The sequence below is a fragment of the Phenylobacterium sp. LjRoot225 genome, from assembly GCF_964252855.1.
GTDB lineage: Bacteria > Pseudomonadota > Alphaproteobacteria > Caulobacterales > Caulobacteraceae > Phenylobacterium.
In genome coordinates, this window is sequence record NZ_CAXUPL020000001.1 from 127,627 (window position 1) to 142,815 (window position 15,189).

The following is a 15,189-nucleotide window of genomic DNA, read 5'->3' on the forward strand; positions in this document are numbered from 1 at the left end:
ACTGGATATCCGATGAACCAGGAAGTCCTGAACATCTTCAATCCGGTCCAAGCCGCTCCGAGCTTCGACCAGATCCGTATCGCCCTTGCTTCGCCTGAGAAGATCCGCTCGTGGTCCTTCGGCGAAATCAAGAAGCCCGAAACCATCAACTACCGCACGTTCAAGCCCGAGCGTGACGGTCTCTTCTGCGCCCGTATCTTTGGCCCGACCAAGGACTACGAATGCCTGTGCGGCAAGTACAAGCGCATGAAGTACAAGGGCATCATCTGCGAGAAGTGCGGCGTCGAAGTGACGCTGGCCCGCGTGCGCCGTGAGCGCATGGGCCACATCGAGCTCGCCAGCCCGGTCGCCCACATCTGGTTCCTGAAGAGCCTGCCGTCGCGCATCTCGATGATGCTGGACATGGCGCTGAAGGACATCGAGCGGGTCCTCTACTTCGAATACTACATCGTCACCGAGCCGGGCCTGACCCCGTTGAAGCAGCACCAGCTGCTGTCGGAAGACGACTACATGCGCTTCCAGGACGAGTTCGGCGACGACAGCTTCACCGCCGAGATCGGCGCTGAAGCTGTCCAGGGCCTGCTGCGCGCCCTCGACCTCGAGAAGGAGGCCGAGAAGCTCCGCGAGGATCTGAAGACCACCACCTCGGAAATGAAGCTCAAGAAGGCGTCCAAGCGCCTGAAGCTGATCGAAAGCTTCCTCGAGAGCGGCAACAAGCCCGAGTGGATGATCCTGTCGGTCGTCCCGGTGATCCCGCCGGAGTTGCGCCCGCTGGTGCCGCTCGACGGCGGCCGCTTCGCCACCTCTGACCTGAACGACCTCTATCGCCGGGTGATCAACCGGAACAACCGCCTGAAGCGGCTGATCGAGCTGCGTGCGCCGGACATCATCATCCGCAACGAAAAGCGGATGCTGCAGGAAGCCGTCGACGCCCTGTTCGACAACGGCCGCCGCGGCCGCGTCATCACCGGCGCCAACAAACGGCCCCTCAAGTCGCTGGCCGACATGCTGAAGGGCAAGCAGGGCCGGTTCCGTCAGAACCTGCTCGGCAAGCGCGTCGACTACTCGGGCCGTTCGGTCATCGTCGTCGGTCCCGAGTTGAAGCTGCACGAGTGCGGCCTGCCGAAGAAGATGGCGCTCGAGCTGTTCAAGCCGTTCATCTACGCGCGTCTGGACGCCAAGGGCCTGTCGGGCACCGTCAAACAGTCCAAGCGCATGGTCGAGCGTGAACAGCCGGCGGTTTGGGACATCCTCGACGAGGTGATCCGCGAACACCCGGTGCTGCTCAACCGCGCCCCGACCCTCCACCGTCTGGGCATCCAGGCGTTCGAGCCCAAGCTGATCGAAGGCAAGGCCATCCAGCTTCACCCGCTGGTCTGCGCCGCCTTCAACGCCGACTTCGACGGCGACCAGATGGCCGTCCACGTGCCGCTCTCGCTGGAAGCCCAGCTGGAAGCGCGCGTGCTGATGATGAGCACGAACAACATCCTGTCGCCGGCCAACGGCCGACCGATCATCGTGCCGTCGCAGGACATCGTGCTCGGGCTCTACTACCTGTCGCTGGCCAAGGACGGCGAGCCCGGCCAGGGCAAGGCGTTCGCCGACCTGTCGGAGATCGAACGGGCGCTGGACGCCGGCGTCGTGACGCTGCACTCGAAGATCAAGGCGCGCCACACCGAGATGGACCTCGAGGGGAACGTCAACCGCAAGGTGATCGAGACCACGCCCGGCCGGATGAAGATTGCGGCTCTGCTGCCGCATCACCAGGCCCTGGGCCACCGTCTTCTTGAGAAGAACCTGACCAAGAAGGAAATCGGCAATCTGATCGACATCGTCTACCGCCACTGCGGTCAGAAGGCGACGGTCATCTTCGCCGACCAGATCATGGGCCTGGGCTTCCGCGAGGCGGCCAAGGCGGGGATCTCGTTCGGCAAGGACGACATCGTCATTCCGCAGCGGAAGAAGCCGATCGTCGAGGAGACCCGCAAGCTCGTCGAGGAGTACGAACAACAGTACGCCGACGGCCTGATCACCAAGGGCGAGAAGTACAACAAGGTGGTCGACGCCTGGGCCAAGGCCACCGACCGCGTCGCCGACGAGATGATGGTCGAGGTCGCCACCGCGGAGAAGGACGCCTCCGGCCGCGAAGGCGAGATCAACTCGATCTACATGATGTCGAACTCCGGGGCCCGGGGTTCGCAGGCGCAGATGAAGCAGCTCGGCGGGATGCGCGGCCTGATGGCCAAGCCCTCCGGCGAGATCATCGAGACGCCGATCATCTCGAACTTCAAGGAAGGCCTGACAGTCCAGGAGTACTTCAACTCCACCCACGGCGCCCGTAAGGGCCTGGCCGACACCGCGCTGAAGACCGCCAACTCGGGTTACCTGACCCGCCGTCTGGTGGACGTGGCGCAGGACTGCATCATCACCGAAGAAGACTGCGGCACCACGCGCGGCATCACGCTGCGCGCCGTGGTCGAGGGCGGCGACGTGCTGGTCTCGCTCGGCCTGCGCGTCCTGGGTCGCTTCGCGGCCGAGGACATCAAGGAGCCGGGCGGCCAGGTCATCGTGCCGGCCGACAGCTACCTCGACGAGAACATGATCGATCTCATCGAGAGCGCCGGGGTGCAGTCGGTGAAGGTCCGCTCGGTCCTGACCTGCGAGACCAAGACCGGCGTCTGCGGCGCCTGCTACGGCCGCGACCTGGCGCGCGGCACGCCGGTGAACATCGGCGAAGCGGTGGGCGTCATCGCCGCCCAGTCGATCGGCGAGCCGGGCACCCAGCTGACGATGCGGACCTTCCACATCGGCGGCACCGCCCAGGTGGCGGAGCAGTCCTTCTTCGAAAGCGCCAACGACGGCGTCGTGAAGATCTCGGGCGGCAATACGGTGGTCAACGCCGACGGCCACCTGATCGGCATGAGCCGGAACCTGCAGCTGATGGTTCAGGTCGATGGCAAGGACCGCGAAGCCTACAAGCCGCCCTACGGCGCGCGCCTGCGCGTCAAGGACGGCGAGACGGTCAAGCGCGGCCAGCGTCTGGCCGAATGGGACCCCTACACCACCCCGATCATCACCGAAGTCGGCGGCAAGGTGCGCTTCGAAGACCTCGTCGAGAACATGTCGTTCCGCGAAGAGGCCGACGAGGCGACGGGCATCTCCAACCGCGTGGTCATCGACTGGCGCGCCTCCACCAAGGGCTCGGACCTGCGTCCGGCGATCGCGGTGCTGGACGAGACGGGCGCGTACAAGCGCATCTCGAACGGCGGCGAAGCGCGTTACCTGCTGCCGGTCGGCGCGGTTCTGTCGATCGGCGACGGCGACGAGGTGAAGCCCGGCGAAGTCATGTCGCGGATCCCGACGGAAAGCGCCAAGACCCGCGACATCACCGGCGGTCTGCCGCGGGTGGCGGAGCTGTTCGAAGCGCGTCGTCCGAAGGATTGCGCGGTCATCGCTGAGATGGACGGCCGGGTCGAGTTCGGGCGCGACTACAAGAACAAGCGCCGGATCAAGATCACCCCGGAGGACGGCGGCGAACCCGTCGAATTCCTGATCCCGAAGGGCAAGCACATCGCCGTCCACGACGGGGACATCATCCGCCAGGGTGAATACCTGATCGACGGCAACCCGGACCCGCACGACATCCTGCGGATCCTGGGCATCGAGGCGCTGGCCGACTTCCTGGTGAACGAAATCCAGGAGGTCTACCGACTGCAGGGCGTGCCGATCAACGACAAGCACATCGAGACGATCGTCCGGCAGATGCTGCAGAAGGTCGAGATCCTCGAGCCCGGCGACACCGGCCTGCTCAAGGGCGACCACCTCGACAAGCTCGAAGTGGACGAGGAGAACGTCAAGGCGGAGGCCCGTGGCGGCCGCCCGGCGCTCACCCAGCCCGTGCTGCTCGGCATCACCAAGGCCTCGCTGCAGACCCGCAGCTTCATCTCCGCGGCCTCGTTCCAGGAGACGACGCGGGTGCTCACCGAAGCCTCGGTTCAGGGCAAGGTCGACACCCTCGAGGGCCTCAAGGAGAACGTCATCGTCGGCCGGCTCATCCCGGCGGGTACGGGCTCCTATCTGCGCAACCTGCAACGCATCGCCGCCAAGCGCGACGAGCAGCTGGCGCAGAGCCGCGAGGCGGCCATGGAGCCGCTTCCGTCGAGCATCGCCGACGCGGCCGAAGCCGAACGGGTCGAGTAGACCCCTTCCGCTTCAGTCCAAGCGTAACGAGCGGCCCGGGAGCGATCCCGGGCCGTTTCGCGTTTGGGGTTCCTGTGAGGCCGCCAGGGCCCCTCAGCGCCCTCCAGGGCCACAGCGCCCTCAGGGCCGCAGGGGGCCGAGGGGCGGGAGGTCGAGCGGCTTATTGCGGTTGGACGAGCCGGAGCCGCCGGTGGGGTCGGTGACGCCGGACGGAACGTTTCCGTCGCGGTAGCGGCGGTTGTTCTCGCGCGCCGCGGCTGCGCGCTCGAATGCCGGGTCGGCGAGCGGGCCGATCCGCGGGGCCTCGGCCGCGCCGCGCCCGAACATTTCCTGGCACTTCTCGCGTTCGGCGGCGGTGAGCAGGCTCGGGTTGGCGCACCCGACGCGGCCGCCGCGCAGCACGGCGGACAGCTGGGCGGCCGGGGAGGGCTGGACGCTGACGCGCGGCTGGGCCACGGGGCGGGTCGGCGCCGGCCGCGGCTCGGGCAAGCTCACAGGGGGGACGAACGGCTCCACGTCCGGCGGCGGCTGGTCGCGGCGCAGCTGGCGGCGATGCAACCGGATCGGCTGGGGCTTCTCGCTGGAACCGGGCGGAGCCGGCGGGACCCGCGGCATGATCAGCACCGGAATGACCGGCTCGGGCGGGCCGGGGTCCTCATAGGGGCGGAACAGGGTGGGCGCATGCAGGGCGACCGCCGTCAGCACCACGGCGTGGGCGGCGATGGACAGGGCCATCGCGGTCGCTTCCCGGCGCCGTTTCGCCCTCGCCATCAGTCTTCCGTCATCTCCAACCTTGAGTGTAAAATCGCTGTCCCGCGGCGATTTCGTGGCGATCCTATCACCAAGCGCCCGACGGCGGGGTGATCCGCCGCCGACGTTGACGCCAAGCCGCTTCCCGACTATGTAGCGCGCCTCTTCCGAGGCCAGGATTCTTCCCTGTCCCGTTTGAACCGTCCCGCCGGACGCAGAGCAAGGCGTCTCGGCGAGATTTTGCGTTCCGGCGGGTGGTCGCGAAAGACCAGACGAAAAAGATCTTAACAGAGGCGCCTCGGCCCAACGGCACACGCCTCCACGCAAGCGAGTTTAGATGCCGACAGTTAACCAGCTCATCCGCAAGCCGCGCCAGGACAAGCCCTCGCGGAACAAGGTTCCCGCCCTGAAGGGTTGCCCGCAGCGCCGCGGCGTCTGCACGCGGGTCTACACCACGACCCCGAAGAAGCCGAACTCGGCGCTTCGTAAGGTCGCCAAGGTGCGCCTGACCACCGGCATCGAAGCGGTGTGCTACATCCCCGGCGAAGGCCACAACCTGCAGGAACACTCCGTGGTGCTGATCCGCGGCGGCCGGGTGAAGGACCTTCCGGGCGTTCGCTATCACATCCTGCGCGGCGTGCTCGACACCCAAGGGGTGAAGGATCGCAAGCAGCGCCGTTCGCTCTATGGCGCGAAGCGTCCGAAGTAAGGAATAGAAGATATGTCCCGCCGCCGCCGCGCAGAGAAACGCCAAGTCCTTCCCGACCCGAAGTTCGGGGACCTGGTCGTCACCAAGTTCATGAACTACGTGATGTACGAAGGTAAGAAGGCCGTCGCCGAGAACATCATCTACGGCGCCTTCGACATCCTGGAAGCCAAGCGCAAGGATCTGGGCCCGCTGGAAACCTTCCATGCCGCCCTGGACAATGTCGCGCCCGCCATCGAAGTGCGCTCCCGCCGGGTCGGCGGCGCCACCTACCAGGTGCCGGTCGAAGTCCGTCCGGACCGTCGCCGCGCCCTGGCCATCCGTTGGCTGGTGAACGCCGCCCGCAACCGCGGCGAAAGCACCATGACCGAGAAGCTCGCCGGCGAGCTGCTCGACGCCTCTTCCAACCGGGGTTCTGCGGTGAAGAAGCGCGAAGACACCCACAAGATGGCGGAAGCCAACCGGGCCTTCTCGCACTACCGCTGGTAACACCTTATATCCGCTGTTTCCGGCGCGGGCGGTTTGAGCTAAACCGCCCGCGCCGTTCGTTCAGCTGTTCCCCGAAAAGCCTTTTTCGCAGAGCCCTCCGCTATGCCCCGCACGAACAAAATCGAAGACTACCGCAACTTCGGGATCATGGCCCACATCGACGCGGGCAAGACCACGACGACTGAGCGGATCCTCTACTACACCGGCAAGAGCCATAAGATCGGTGAAGTCCATGATGGCGCGGCCACCATGGACTGGATGGAACAGGAGCAGGAGCGGGGGATCACGATCACCTCGGCTGCGACGACCGCCTATTGGAACGGCTGCCGGCTGAACATTATCGACACCCCCGGGCACGTGGACTTCACCATCGAAGTGGAGCGCAGCCTGCGCGTCCTCGACGGCGCGGTGGCGGTGCTCGACGGCAACGCCGGCGTGGAGCCGCAGACCGAGACGGTGTGGCGTCAGGCGGACAAGTACAAGGTTCCGCGGATCGTCTTCGTCAACAAGATGGACAAGCTGGGCGCCGACTTCGACAAGTCGGTGGAATCGATCCGCGACCGCCTGGGCGCGAAGGCGGTTCCGATCCAGCTGCCGATCGGTTCGGAATCCTCGCTGCGCGGCCTGGTCGACCTGGTCCGCATGAAGGCGATCGTCTGGGAAAACGACGGCCTCGGCGCGAAGTACACCGAGGAAGAAATTCCGGCCGACATGAAGGAAAAGGCCGCCGCGGCCCGCCACTACATGATCGAGAATTCGGTCGAGCTCGATGACGAGGCGATGGAAGCCTACCTCTCGGGCGAAGAGCCGTCGGAAGCGACCATCAAGAAGTGCCTGCGCAAGGCGGTGCTGAACGGCGCCTTCTATCCGATCCTTTGCGGCTCGGCGTTCAAGAACAAGGGCGTTCAGCCGCTGCTCGACGCGGTCGTCGACTATCTGCCGTCGCCGGTGGACATCCCGCCGACCAAGGGCATCGACTTCAAGACCGAGGCGGAAATCGAACGCAAGGCGTCCGACGACGAGCCGCTCTCGATGCTCGCCTTCAAGATCATGGACGACCCCTTCGTAGGCTCGCTGACCTTCTGCCGGATCTACTCGGGCAAGATCGAGACCGGCATGGGCCTGCTGAACTCGACCCGTGACCGTAAGGAACGCGTCGGCCGCATGCTGCTGATGCACTCCAACAACCGCGAAGACATCAAGGAAGCCTACGCCGGCGACATCGTCGCTCTGGCGGGCCTGAAGGACACGCGGACCGGCGACACCCTGTGCGACCCGTCCAAGTCGCCGGTGATCCTGGAGCGCATGGAGTTCCCGGATCCGGTCATCGAGATCGCCGTCGAGCCCAAGTCCAAGGCTGACCAGGAGAAGCTGGGCGTCGCCCTGGCCAAGCTGGCGGCGGAAGACCCGTCCTTCACCGTCTCGACCGACCACGAGTCCGGTCAGACGATCCTGAAGGGCATGGGCGAGCTGCACCTGGACATCAAGATCGACATCCTGAAGAGGACCTACAAGGTCGAGGCCAACATCGGCGCGCCGCAGGTGGCCTATCGCGAGACCATCAGCCGCCGGGCCGAGATCGACTACACCCACAAGAAGCAGACCGGCGGCACCGGCCAGTTCGCCCGGGTGAAGCTGGTGTTCGAACCGGGTGAAGTCGGCTCGGGCTTCGTCTTCGAAAGCTCCGTCGTCGGCGGCTCGGTGCCGAAGGAATACATCCCCGGCGTCGAAAAGGGCCTGACCTCGTCCAAGGAAAACGGCCTGCTGGCCGGCTTCCCGGTGATCGACTTCAAGGCCTCGCTGGTGGACGGCGCCTACCACGACGTCGACTCCTCGGTGCTCGCCTTCGAAATCGCCGCCCGCGCGGCCTTCAAGGAACTGCGCGAGAAGGGCGGCGCCAAGCTGCTCGAGCCGATCATGGCCGTCGAGGTCGTGACCCCGGAAGAGTACCTGGGCTCGGTCATCGGCGACCTGAACGGTCGTCGCGGTCAGATCCAGGGCCAGGACGTGCGCGGCAACGCCATCGTCGTGAACGCCTTCGTGCCGCTGGCCAACATGTTCGGCTATGTGAACAACCTGCGGGGCATGTCCCAGGGCCGGGCTCAGTTCACCATGCAGTTCGATCACTACGAGGCGGTCCCGCAAGCGGTCGCCGAAGAAGTCATCAAGAAGTACGCCTAAATCCAACCCTAGTTTAGAGGACAGGCCCGGACAGGGCTGGAGCTTGAAATGGCCAAAGAAAAGTTCGAACGCAATAAGCCGCACTGCAACATCGGCACCATTGGTCACGTCGACCATGGCAAGACGACGCTGACGGCGGCGATCACCATCATTCTGGCGAAGTCGGGCGGCGCGACTGCGAAGAACTACGCCGACATCGACGCGGCGCCGGAAGAGAAGGCGCGCGGCATCACCATCAACACCGCGCACGTCGAATACGAGACGAAGAACCGCCACTACGCCCACGTCGACTGCCCTGGGCACGCCGACTACGTGAAGAACATGATCACCGGCGCGGCGCAGATGGACGGCGCGATCCTGGTGGTGTCGGCCGCCGACGGCCCGATGCCGCAGACCCGCGAGCACATCCTGCTCGCCCGTCAGGTCGGCGTGCCGGCGCTGGTGGTGTTCATGAACAAGGTCGACATGGTCGACGACGAGGAGCTGCTCGAACTGGTCGAGATGGAGGTTCGCGAGCTTCTGTCGAGCTACGAGTTCCCGGGCGACGACATCCCGATCGTCAAGGGCTCGGCCCTGGCCGCCGTCGAAGGCCGCGACCCGGCGATCGGCGAAGACCGGATCCTCGAGCTGATGACCCAGGTCGACGCCTACATCCCGCAGCCGGAGCGTCCGGTGGACCTGCCGTTCCTGATGCCGGTGGAAGACGTGTTCTCGATCTCGGGCCGCGGCACGGTGGTCACCGGCCGGATCGAAAAGGGCATCGTCAAGGTCGGCGAAGAAGTCGAGATCGTCGGCATCCGCGACGTGCAGAAGACCACCTGCACGGGCGTGGAAATGTTCCGCAAGCTGCTGGACCAGGGCCAGGCGGGCGACAACGTCGGCGTGCTGCTGCGCGGCACCAAGCGTGAAGACGTCGAGCGCGGCCAGGTTCTCTGCAAGCCGGGCTCGATCACCCCGCACACCGAGTTCACCGCCGAGGTCTATATCCTGACCAAGGAAGAAGGCGGCCGCCACACGCCGTTCTTCACCAACTACCGCCCGCAGTTCTACTTCCGCACGACCGACGTGACCGGGATCGTGAAGCTGAAGGAAGGCGTGGAGATGGTCATGCCGGGCGACAACGTCGAGCTGAACATCGAGCTGATCACCCCGATCGCCATGGACCAGGGCCTGCGCTTCGCCATTCGCGAAGGCGGCCGGACCGTCGGCTCGGGCGTCGTCTCGAAGATCACCAAGTAAGACGAACGCCGGGGCTCTTCACGAGCCCTTGCCAAGTCCAAGCGTAAGAGAAGGCCGTCGGGATCACGTCCCGGCGGCCTTTTTCGTGTCTGGGCGGCGCGGCCGCAAAGGTCGTGACCGCGAATTAAGCTGCTTCCGCTAGGACCCGGGATTAGCCTCGGCCGCGCTTGGCGAGGGAAGGAGACTCGATGCGTCTGCCGATCGCGCTTCTCATGGGCGCCGCCATCGCCGGCCCCGCCGCCGCCGCGCCAGCCACCGCCGCCATCGAGATCAAGGACGCGGTGGTCCAGGTCACCGTCATTCCCGAGAACCGCACCGACATCCGCGTCGAGATCGTCACCCAGAACCGGGCCTTGCCGCTGAAGTTCAAGGAGATGCGTTCGCGCACCGTGATCGACGGCGGTCTGGACGGGAAGAAGATCCGCAATTGCCGGGGTGGGGGGAACGACGTCGTCGTGCGGGTCGCCGAGGTGGGCGACGTGACGCTCAAGGACATGCCGCACATCGTGGTGCATGCGCCGCGGGACGTCGACGTCTCGGCCGGCGGGGCGGTGTTCGGCGTCATCGGGCGGGCGCGCAACGTGACCCTGGGGGCGGCGGGCTGCGGCGACTGGACGGTGGCCAATGTCGAGCAGCGCCTGCGCATCAATGTAGCCGGTTCCGGCGACGCCCGTGCGGGCACGGCGGGGGAGGCCGAGTTGCGCGTCGCGGGCTCCGGCGACGTCGCCACCGCCGACATCCGCGGCCGGCTGGACGTGGACATGGCCGGCTCGGGCAATGTGCGGGTGAAGTCGATGAGCGGGCCGCTGGATGTGCATATGGCCGGGTCCGGGGACGCCGTGGTGTTCGGCGGCCGGGCGAGCGCGATGACCGTCTCCATGGCCGGCTCCGGCAATGTGGTGTTCGGCGGCGTCGCCGACACCCTGACCGCCCGGATCGCCGGCTCGGGCGACGTCCGCGCGAGCCAGGTGAGGGGCCAGGTCCGCCAGACCGTGGTCGGTTCGGGCACGGTGAAGATCGGCGCGCGTTAAACCGCGCCAACAGGGCTCGGAACGGGCGCTACGCCCTTGACGGAACCGAGTCGCATCGGTAATTACCCGCCTCCTGTTGGGCCGGCTGTGCGCTCCGAAGTGATTTGGACGCAGACGCGGTTCGCAGAACGACCTGGGACAGTGCTTAAAAGCTAGCGTACCGGGATAGCCCTCGCGGGTTCGCGGGGGTTCAAGTCGTTTGTGCGGACTTTCGCGTACGAGCTCCTCGTAAGAGGAATTCGGGCTGGTCTTTGAAATGGTCGAGATCACGCGGGCGCACCGCCTGTAGGGAAACTGAAGAGCGATATGGATCGTCAGAACATCCGCATCCGGCTCAAGGCCTTCGATCACCGCGTGTTGGACCATTCCACCCGCGAGATCGTGAACACGGCCAAGAGAACCGGCGCCACCGTGCGCGGGCCTATTCCGCTCCCGACGCGTATTGAGAAATTCACCGTCAACCGCTCGCCGCACGTCGACAAGAAGTCGCGCGAGCAGTTCGAAATCCGCACGCACAAGCGCGTGCTCGACATCGTCGACCCCACCCCGCAGACCGTGGACGCGCTGATGAAGCTCGACCTGTCCGCCGGTGTGGACGTCGAGATCAAGCTCTAAGGGGATCGGTCCGATGCGTACCGGCGTGATCGCCAAAAAGCTGGGCATGGCGCGCTTCTTCGACGAAGCCGGAAGCCATGTGCCGGTGACCGTGCTCAGTCTCGAAGGCTGCCAGGTCGTCTCCCAGCGCACCCAAGACAAGGATGGCTATGTCGCCCTCCAGCTTGGCGCTGGGGCCAAGAAGGCCAAGAACACCTCCAAGGCCATGCGCGGCCATTTCGCCAAGGGCGAGGTCGAACCCAAGCGGACGCTGGCGGAGTTCAAGGTGTCCGAGGACAACCTGATCGACGTGGGCGCGGAGCTGACCGCCGACCACTTCCTCCCGGGGCAGAAGGTCGACATCACCGGCGTCACCGTCGGTAAGGGCTTCACCGGCGCGATGAAGCGCTGGAACTTCGGCGGTCTGCGGGCCACCCACGGCGTGTCGCTGTCGCACCGTTCGCACGGTTCGACCGGCAACCGTCAGGATCCGGGCCGGACCTTCCCGGGCAAGAAGATGGCTGGCCACTACGGCCAGGAAACCGTCACCACCCTGAACCTGACCGTCTGGCGCGTGGACGCCGAGCGCGGCCTGATCCTGGTCAAGGGCGCTGTCCCCGGGACCGAAGGCACGTTCGTGAAGATCCGCGACGCGGTGAAGTCGGCTCTGCCGGCCGACGCGCCGAAGCCGGGCGCCTTCCGCACCGCCGGTCAACCCGTCGCGGCCGCTGAGCCTGCGCCGGCCGAAGCCGAAGCTCAGGCTCCGGAAGCTGGGGATCAAGCCTAATGAAACTCGACGTCATCACGCTCGACGGCGGGAAGGGCGGCTCGATCGAGCTGCCCGACGCGATCTTCGGCATCGAAGAGATCCGCGGCGACATCCTGCAGCGTTGCGTCACCTGGCAGCTCGCCAAGCGCCGCGCCGGCACCCACAAGATTCAGGTTCGCAACGAGGTCTCTCGTACGAGCAAGAAGATGTACAAGCAGAAGGGCACCGGCGGCGCTCGTCACGGCTCGCGCCGGGCGGCCCAGTTCGTCGGCGGCGCCAAGGCCCACGGCCCGGTCGTCCGCAGCCACGCCTTCGACCTGCCCAAGAAGGTCCGCGCCCTGGCCCTGCGCCACGCGCTGTCCTCCAAGGTCAAGTCGGGCTCGCTGATCGTCCTCGACCAGGCCAAGCCGGGTGAGTCCAAGACGGCCGCCCTGCGCGCCAGCCTGGAGAAGATCGGCGTGACCAACGCCCTGGTGATCGCCGGGGTCGAGGTCGACAACAACCTGAAGCTCGCCGCTCGGAACATCCCGAACATCGACGTGCTGCCGAACGCCGGCCTGAACGTCTATGACGTGCTGCGCCGCCACACCCTCGTCCTGACCAAGGACGCGGTCGAGGCGATCCAGCAGCGCTTCCAGACTGAGGAGGCCGCGTAATGGCTGTTGAGCCCACCGTCCGTCACTACGACACCATCCTGTCGCCGGTGATCACCGAAAAGGCGACCCTGCTGTCCGAGCAGAACAAGGTCGTCTTCCAGGTCGCCGCTGACTCCTCGAAGGATGAGATCGCCGCTGCGGTCGAAGCGCTGTTCAAGGTCAATGTGACCAAGGTCAACACCCTGAACGTGAAGGGTAAGACCAAGCGCTTCCGCGGCATCATGGGGCGCCGCTCCGACGTCAAGAAAGCGATCGTGACCCTGGCCGAAGGCCAGTCGATCGACATCACTACGGGGCTCTGATCCGATGGCCTTGAAGCAATATAATCCGACGTCGCCGGGCCGGCGCCAGCTGGTCCTGGTCGACAAGTCCGAGCTCCACAAGGGCCGGCCGGAAAAGTCCCTCGTCGAAGGCCTGACCAAGTCGGGCGGACGTGGCGGCGGCGGCCGTATCGCCGTGCGTTTCCGCGGCGGCGGCGCCAAGCGCCTGTACCGTAAGGTCGACTTCAAGCGTCGCAAGTTCGACGTCGTCGGCACGGTCGAGCGCCTGGAGTACGACCCCAACCGCTCGGCCTTCATCGCCCTGGTGAAGTACGCCGACGGCGAGCTGGCCTATATCCTGGCTCCGCAGCGCCTGAAGGCCGGTGACAATGTCATCGCCGCCGAAAAGGCCGACGTGAAGCCGGGCAACGCCATGCCGCTGCGCGGCATGCCGATCGGCACCATCATCCACAACGTCGAGCTGAAGCCCCTTAAGGGCGGTCAGATCGCCCGTTCGGCTGGCACCTACGCCCAGCTGGTCGGTCGTGACGCCGGCTACGCCCAGATCCGCCTGAACTCGGGCGAGCTGCGCATGGTCCCGGACAGCTGCATGGGCACTGTGGGCGCCGTGTCGAACCCGGACCACATGAACGAGGTCATGGGCAAGGCTGGCCGCAACCGTCACAAGGGCCGTCGCCCGCACGTTCGTGGCGTCGCCATGAACCCGGTCGACCACCCGCACGGCGGCGGTGAAGGCAAGACCTCGGGCGGCCGTCACCCGGTCACCCCGTGGGGCAAGCCGACCAAGGGCCACAAGACCCGCACCAACAAGGCGACGGATAAGTTCATCATCCGCTCGCGTCACGCCAGGAAGGCTCGCTAAGGCATGACCCGCTCTGTCTGGAAAGGTCCGTTCGTCGACGGATACCTGCTCAAGAAGGCCGAGACCGCGCAAGGTTCGGGCCGCAAGGACGTGATCAAGACCTGGTCGCGCCGCTCCACCATCATGCCGCAGTTCGTGGGCCTCACGTTCGGCGTGCACAACGGCCAGAAGCACGTCCCCGTGCTGGTCTCGGAAGACATGGTCGGGATGAAGCTGGGCGAGTTCGCGCCCACCCGCTTCTTCCCGGGCCACGCGGCCGACAAGAAGGCCAAGAGGAAGTAAGCCATGTCGAAGCAAGCCAAAGCTCGCCGGCTGAAGGGCGTCGAAGCGATGTGCAAGGTGCGCACCCTGCGCACCAGCCCGCGCAAGCTCAATCTGGTCGCCCAGTCCATTCGCGGCCTGAAGGTGCAACGCGCCCTCAACGAGCTCGAGTTCAGCCACAAGCGGATCGCCAAGGATGTGCGCAAGGCGCTCTACTCGGCGATCTCGAACGCTGAGAACAACCACAACCTCGACATCGACTCTCTGATCGTCGCCGAGGCCTTCGTGGGCAAAAACCTGGTGATGAAGCGCTTCGCCGCCCGTGCGCGCGGTCGAGCCTCCCGCATCGAAAAGCCGTTCAGCGAGATCACCATCGTGGTCCGCGAGCTGGGTGAGGCCGCCTGATGGGTCAGAAAGTCAATCCGGTCGGGCTCCGCCTCGGCATCAACCGTACGTGGGACAGCCGTTGGTTCGCCGACGGCGCGGACTATGGTCGGCTGCTGCACGAAGACATCAAGGTCCGCCGTGCGCTGAAGAAGCGCCTCTATCAAGCCGGCGTTTCGCGGATCGTCATCGAGCGCCCGCACAAGAAGTGCCGCATCACCATCTATGCCGCGCGCCCCGGCGTGATCATCGGCAAGAAGGGTGCGGACATCGACAAGCTGCGCAAGGACGTTGCGGCGATGACGGACGGTGAGGTTCATCTGAACATCATCGAAATCCGCAAGCCCGAGACCGACGCCCAGCTGGTCGCCGAGAACATCGCTCAACAGCTCGAGCGCCGCGTGGCCTTCCGCCGCGCCATGAAGCGCTCGATGCAGTCGGCCATGCGCCTGGGCGCCAAGGGCGTCCGGATCAACGTCTCCGGCCGCCTCGGCGGCGCGGAAATCGCGCGGATGGAATGGTATCGCGAAGGTCGCGTGCCGCTTCACACCCTGCGCGCCGACGTGGACTACGGCTTCACCGAAGCCAAGACCACCTACGGCGTGATCGGCGTGAAGGTGTGGGTCTTCAAGGGCGAAGTGCTCGAGCATGACCCGATGGCGCTCGACAAGCGTCTGGCCACGGAAAGTGGTCCGGCGGGTGAGGGCGGTGGCCGTGAACGTGGCGATCGTGATCGTGGCCCGCGCCGGGATCGGCGCGAGCAGACGAACGCCTAGGGATTTGAAG

15 protein-coding genes are annotated in these 15,189 nt (G+C 65.8%); 14 read left to right on the forward strand and 1 reads right to left on the reverse strand.

Features of this window, described 5'->3' with window-relative positions:
- Nucleotides 1–12: 12 nt before the first annotated feature.
- Nucleotides 13–4,200 (forward strand): DNA-directed RNA polymerase subunit beta', encoded by a 4,188-nt coding sequence (gene rpoC, locus ACSQ2B_RS00615; protein ID WP_436046503.1) that lies wholly within the window; start codon nucleotides 13–15, stop codon nucleotides 4,198–4,200.
- A 120-nt stretch (nucleotides 4,201–4,320) separates the two neighbouring features.
- On the opposite strand, the gene ACSQ2B_RS00620 is transcribed toward rpoC, so the two are convergent.
- The gene (locus ACSQ2B_RS00620) at nucleotides 4,321–4,935 is read right to left on the reverse strand and encodes a hypothetical protein (protein WP_436046504.1); all 615 of its coding nucleotides are present in this window, start codon (nucleotides 4,933–4,935) and stop codon (nucleotides 4,321–4,323) included.
- Nucleotides 4,936–5,287: 352 nt separating this feature from the next.
- On the opposite strand from ACSQ2B_RS00620, the gene rpsL reads away from it, so the two are divergent.
- From rpsL to rpsC, 13 genes are all read left to right on the forward strand, one after another.
- Nucleotides 5,288–5,659, forward strand: a complete 372-nt coding sequence (rpsL, locus tag ACSQ2B_RS00625) for a 30S ribosomal protein S12 (RefSeq protein WP_056018026.1) — start codon at nucleotides 5,288–5,290, stop codon at nucleotides 5,657–5,659.
- Nucleotides 5,660–5,671: 12 nt separating this feature from the next.
- Nucleotides 5,672–6,145 (forward strand): 30S ribosomal protein S7, encoded by a 474-nt coding sequence (gene rpsG / locus ACSQ2B_RS00630; RefSeq protein ID WP_436046505.1) that lies wholly within the window; start codon nucleotides 5,672–5,674, stop codon nucleotides 6,143–6,145.
- Between the two features lie 102 nt (nucleotides 6,146–6,247).
- Entirely contained in the window at nucleotides 6,248–8,326 is a 2,079-nt protein-coding gene (gene fusA, locus ACSQ2B_RS00635) for an elongation factor G (protein ID WP_436046506.1), read from the forward strand.
- Nucleotides 8,327–8,374: 48 nt separating this feature from the next.
- Nucleotides 8,375–9,565, forward strand: a complete 1,191-nt coding sequence (gene tuf / locus ACSQ2B_RS00640; protein WP_436046494.1) for an elongation factor Tu — start codon at nucleotides 8,375–8,377, stop codon at nucleotides 9,563–9,565.
- A gap of 188 nt (nucleotides 9,566–9,753) precedes the next feature.
- Nucleotides 9,754–10,596 carry a GIN domain-containing protein gene (locus ACSQ2B_RS00645; protein ID WP_436046507.1) on the forward strand — a complete coding sequence of 281 codons (843 nt, stop codon included), beginning with the start codon at nucleotides 9,754–9,756 and terminating at the stop codon, nucleotides 10,594–10,596.
- A 306-nt stretch (nucleotides 10,597–10,902) separates the two neighbouring features.
- The gene (rpsJ, locus tag ACSQ2B_RS00650; protein WP_091739014.1) at nucleotides 10,903–11,211 is read left to right on the forward strand and encodes a 30S ribosomal protein S10; all 309 of its coding nucleotides are present in this window, start codon (nucleotides 10,903–10,905) and stop codon (nucleotides 11,209–11,211) included.
- 13 nt (nucleotides 11,212–11,224) lie between these two features.
- Nucleotides 11,225–11,977: a 50S ribosomal protein L3 gene (gene rplC / locus ACSQ2B_RS00655; protein ID WP_436046508.1), complete on the forward strand. Its 753-nt coding sequence runs from the start codon at nucleotides 11,225–11,227 to the stop codon at nucleotides 11,975–11,977.
- Nucleotides 11,977–12,615, forward strand: a complete 639-nt coding sequence (rplD, locus tag ACSQ2B_RS00660) for a 50S ribosomal protein L4 (protein ID WP_436046509.1) — start codon at nucleotides 11,977–11,979, stop codon at nucleotides 12,613–12,615. Before rplC ends, rplD begins: the two co-directional genes overlap by 1 nt.
- Nucleotides 12,615–12,917, forward strand: a complete 303-nt coding sequence (locus tag ACSQ2B_RS00665; protein ID WP_436046510.1) for a 50S ribosomal protein L23 — start codon at nucleotides 12,615–12,617, stop codon at nucleotides 12,915–12,917. The genes rplD and ACSQ2B_RS00665 overlap by 1 nt, the downstream gene beginning before the upstream one ends.
- A gap of 4 nt (nucleotides 12,918–12,921) precedes the next feature.
- Nucleotides 12,922–13,758 carry a 50S ribosomal protein L2 gene (rplB, locus tag ACSQ2B_RS00670; protein WP_436046511.1) on the forward strand — a complete coding sequence of 279 codons (837 nt, stop codon included), beginning with the start codon at nucleotides 12,922–12,924 and terminating at the stop codon, nucleotides 13,756–13,758.
- A gap of 3 nt (nucleotides 13,759–13,761) precedes the next feature.
- Nucleotides 13,762–14,040, forward strand: coding sequence for a 30S ribosomal protein S19 (gene rpsS / locus ACSQ2B_RS00675; protein WP_111458899.1), 279 nt, complete (start codon nucleotides 13,762–13,764; stop codon nucleotides 14,038–14,040).
- Nucleotides 14,041–14,043: 3 nt separating this feature from the next.
- Nucleotides 14,044–14,424, forward strand: coding sequence for a 50S ribosomal protein L22 (gene rplV, locus ACSQ2B_RS00680; protein WP_436046512.1), 381 nt, complete (start codon nucleotides 14,044–14,046; stop codon nucleotides 14,422–14,424).
- Complete coding sequence (rpsC, locus tag ACSQ2B_RS00685; protein ID WP_436046513.1) at nucleotides 14,424–15,179, forward strand: 30S ribosomal protein S3; 756 nt, start codon at nucleotides 14,424–14,426, stop codon at nucleotides 15,177–15,179. The genes rplV and rpsC overlap by 1 nt, the downstream gene beginning before the upstream one ends.
- Nucleotides 15,180–15,189 lie beyond the last annotated feature (10 nt).

What these genes read in the sequence shown, in the direction of transcription:
- rpoC (WP_436046503.1), top strand. Translation starts at nt 13, where the DNA reads ATGAACCAGGAAGTCCTGAACATCTTCAATCCGGTCCAAGCCGCTCCG.
- ACSQ2B_RS00620 (WP_436046504.1), bottom strand. Translation starts at nt 4,935, where the DNA reads ATGGCCCTGTCCATCGCCGCCCACGCCGTGGTGCTGACGGCGGTCGCC.
- rpsL (WP_056018026.1), top strand. Translation starts at nt 5,288, where the DNA reads ATGCCGACAGTTAACCAGCTCATCCGCAAGCCGCGCCAGGACAAGCCC.
- rpsG (WP_436046505.1), top strand. Translation starts at nt 5,672, where the DNA reads ATGTCCCGCCGCCGCCGCGCAGAGAAACGCCAAGTCCTTCCCGACCCG.
- fusA (WP_436046506.1), top strand. Translation starts at nt 6,248, where the DNA reads ATGCCCCGCACGAACAAAATCGAAGACTACCGCAACTTCGGGATCATG.
- tuf (WP_436046494.1), top strand. Translation starts at nt 8,375, where the DNA reads ATGGCCAAAGAAAAGTTCGAACGCAATAAGCCGCACTGCAACATCGGC.
- ACSQ2B_RS00645 (WP_436046507.1), top strand. Translation starts at nt 9,754, where the DNA reads ATGCGTCTGCCGATCGCGCTTCTCATGGGCGCCGCCATCGCCGGCCCC.
- rpsJ (WP_091739014.1), top strand. Translation starts at nt 10,903, where the DNA reads ATGGATCGTCAGAACATCCGCATCCGGCTCAAGGCCTTCGATCACCGC.
- rplC (WP_436046508.1), top strand. Translation starts at nt 11,225, where the DNA reads ATGCGTACCGGCGTGATCGCCAAAAAGCTGGGCATGGCGCGCTTCTTC.
- rplD (WP_436046509.1), top strand. Translation starts at nt 11,977, where the DNA reads ATGAAACTCGACGTCATCACGCTCGACGGCGGGAAGGGCGGCTCGATC.
- ACSQ2B_RS00665 (WP_436046510.1), top strand. Translation starts at nt 12,615, where the DNA reads ATGGCTGTTGAGCCCACCGTCCGTCACTACGACACCATCCTGTCGCCG.
- rplB (WP_436046511.1), top strand. Translation starts at nt 12,922, where the DNA reads ATGGCCTTGAAGCAATATAATCCGACGTCGCCGGGCCGGCGCCAGCTG.
- rpsS (WP_111458899.1), top strand. Translation starts at nt 13,762, where the DNA reads ATGACCCGCTCTGTCTGGAAAGGTCCGTTCGTCGACGGATACCTGCTC.
- rplV (WP_436046512.1), top strand. Translation starts at nt 14,044, where the DNA reads ATGTCGAAGCAAGCCAAAGCTCGCCGGCTGAAGGGCGTCGAAGCGATG.
- rpsC (WP_436046513.1), top strand. Translation starts at nt 14,424, where the DNA reads ATGGGTCAGAAAGTCAATCCGGTCGGGCTCCGCCTCGGCATCAACCGT.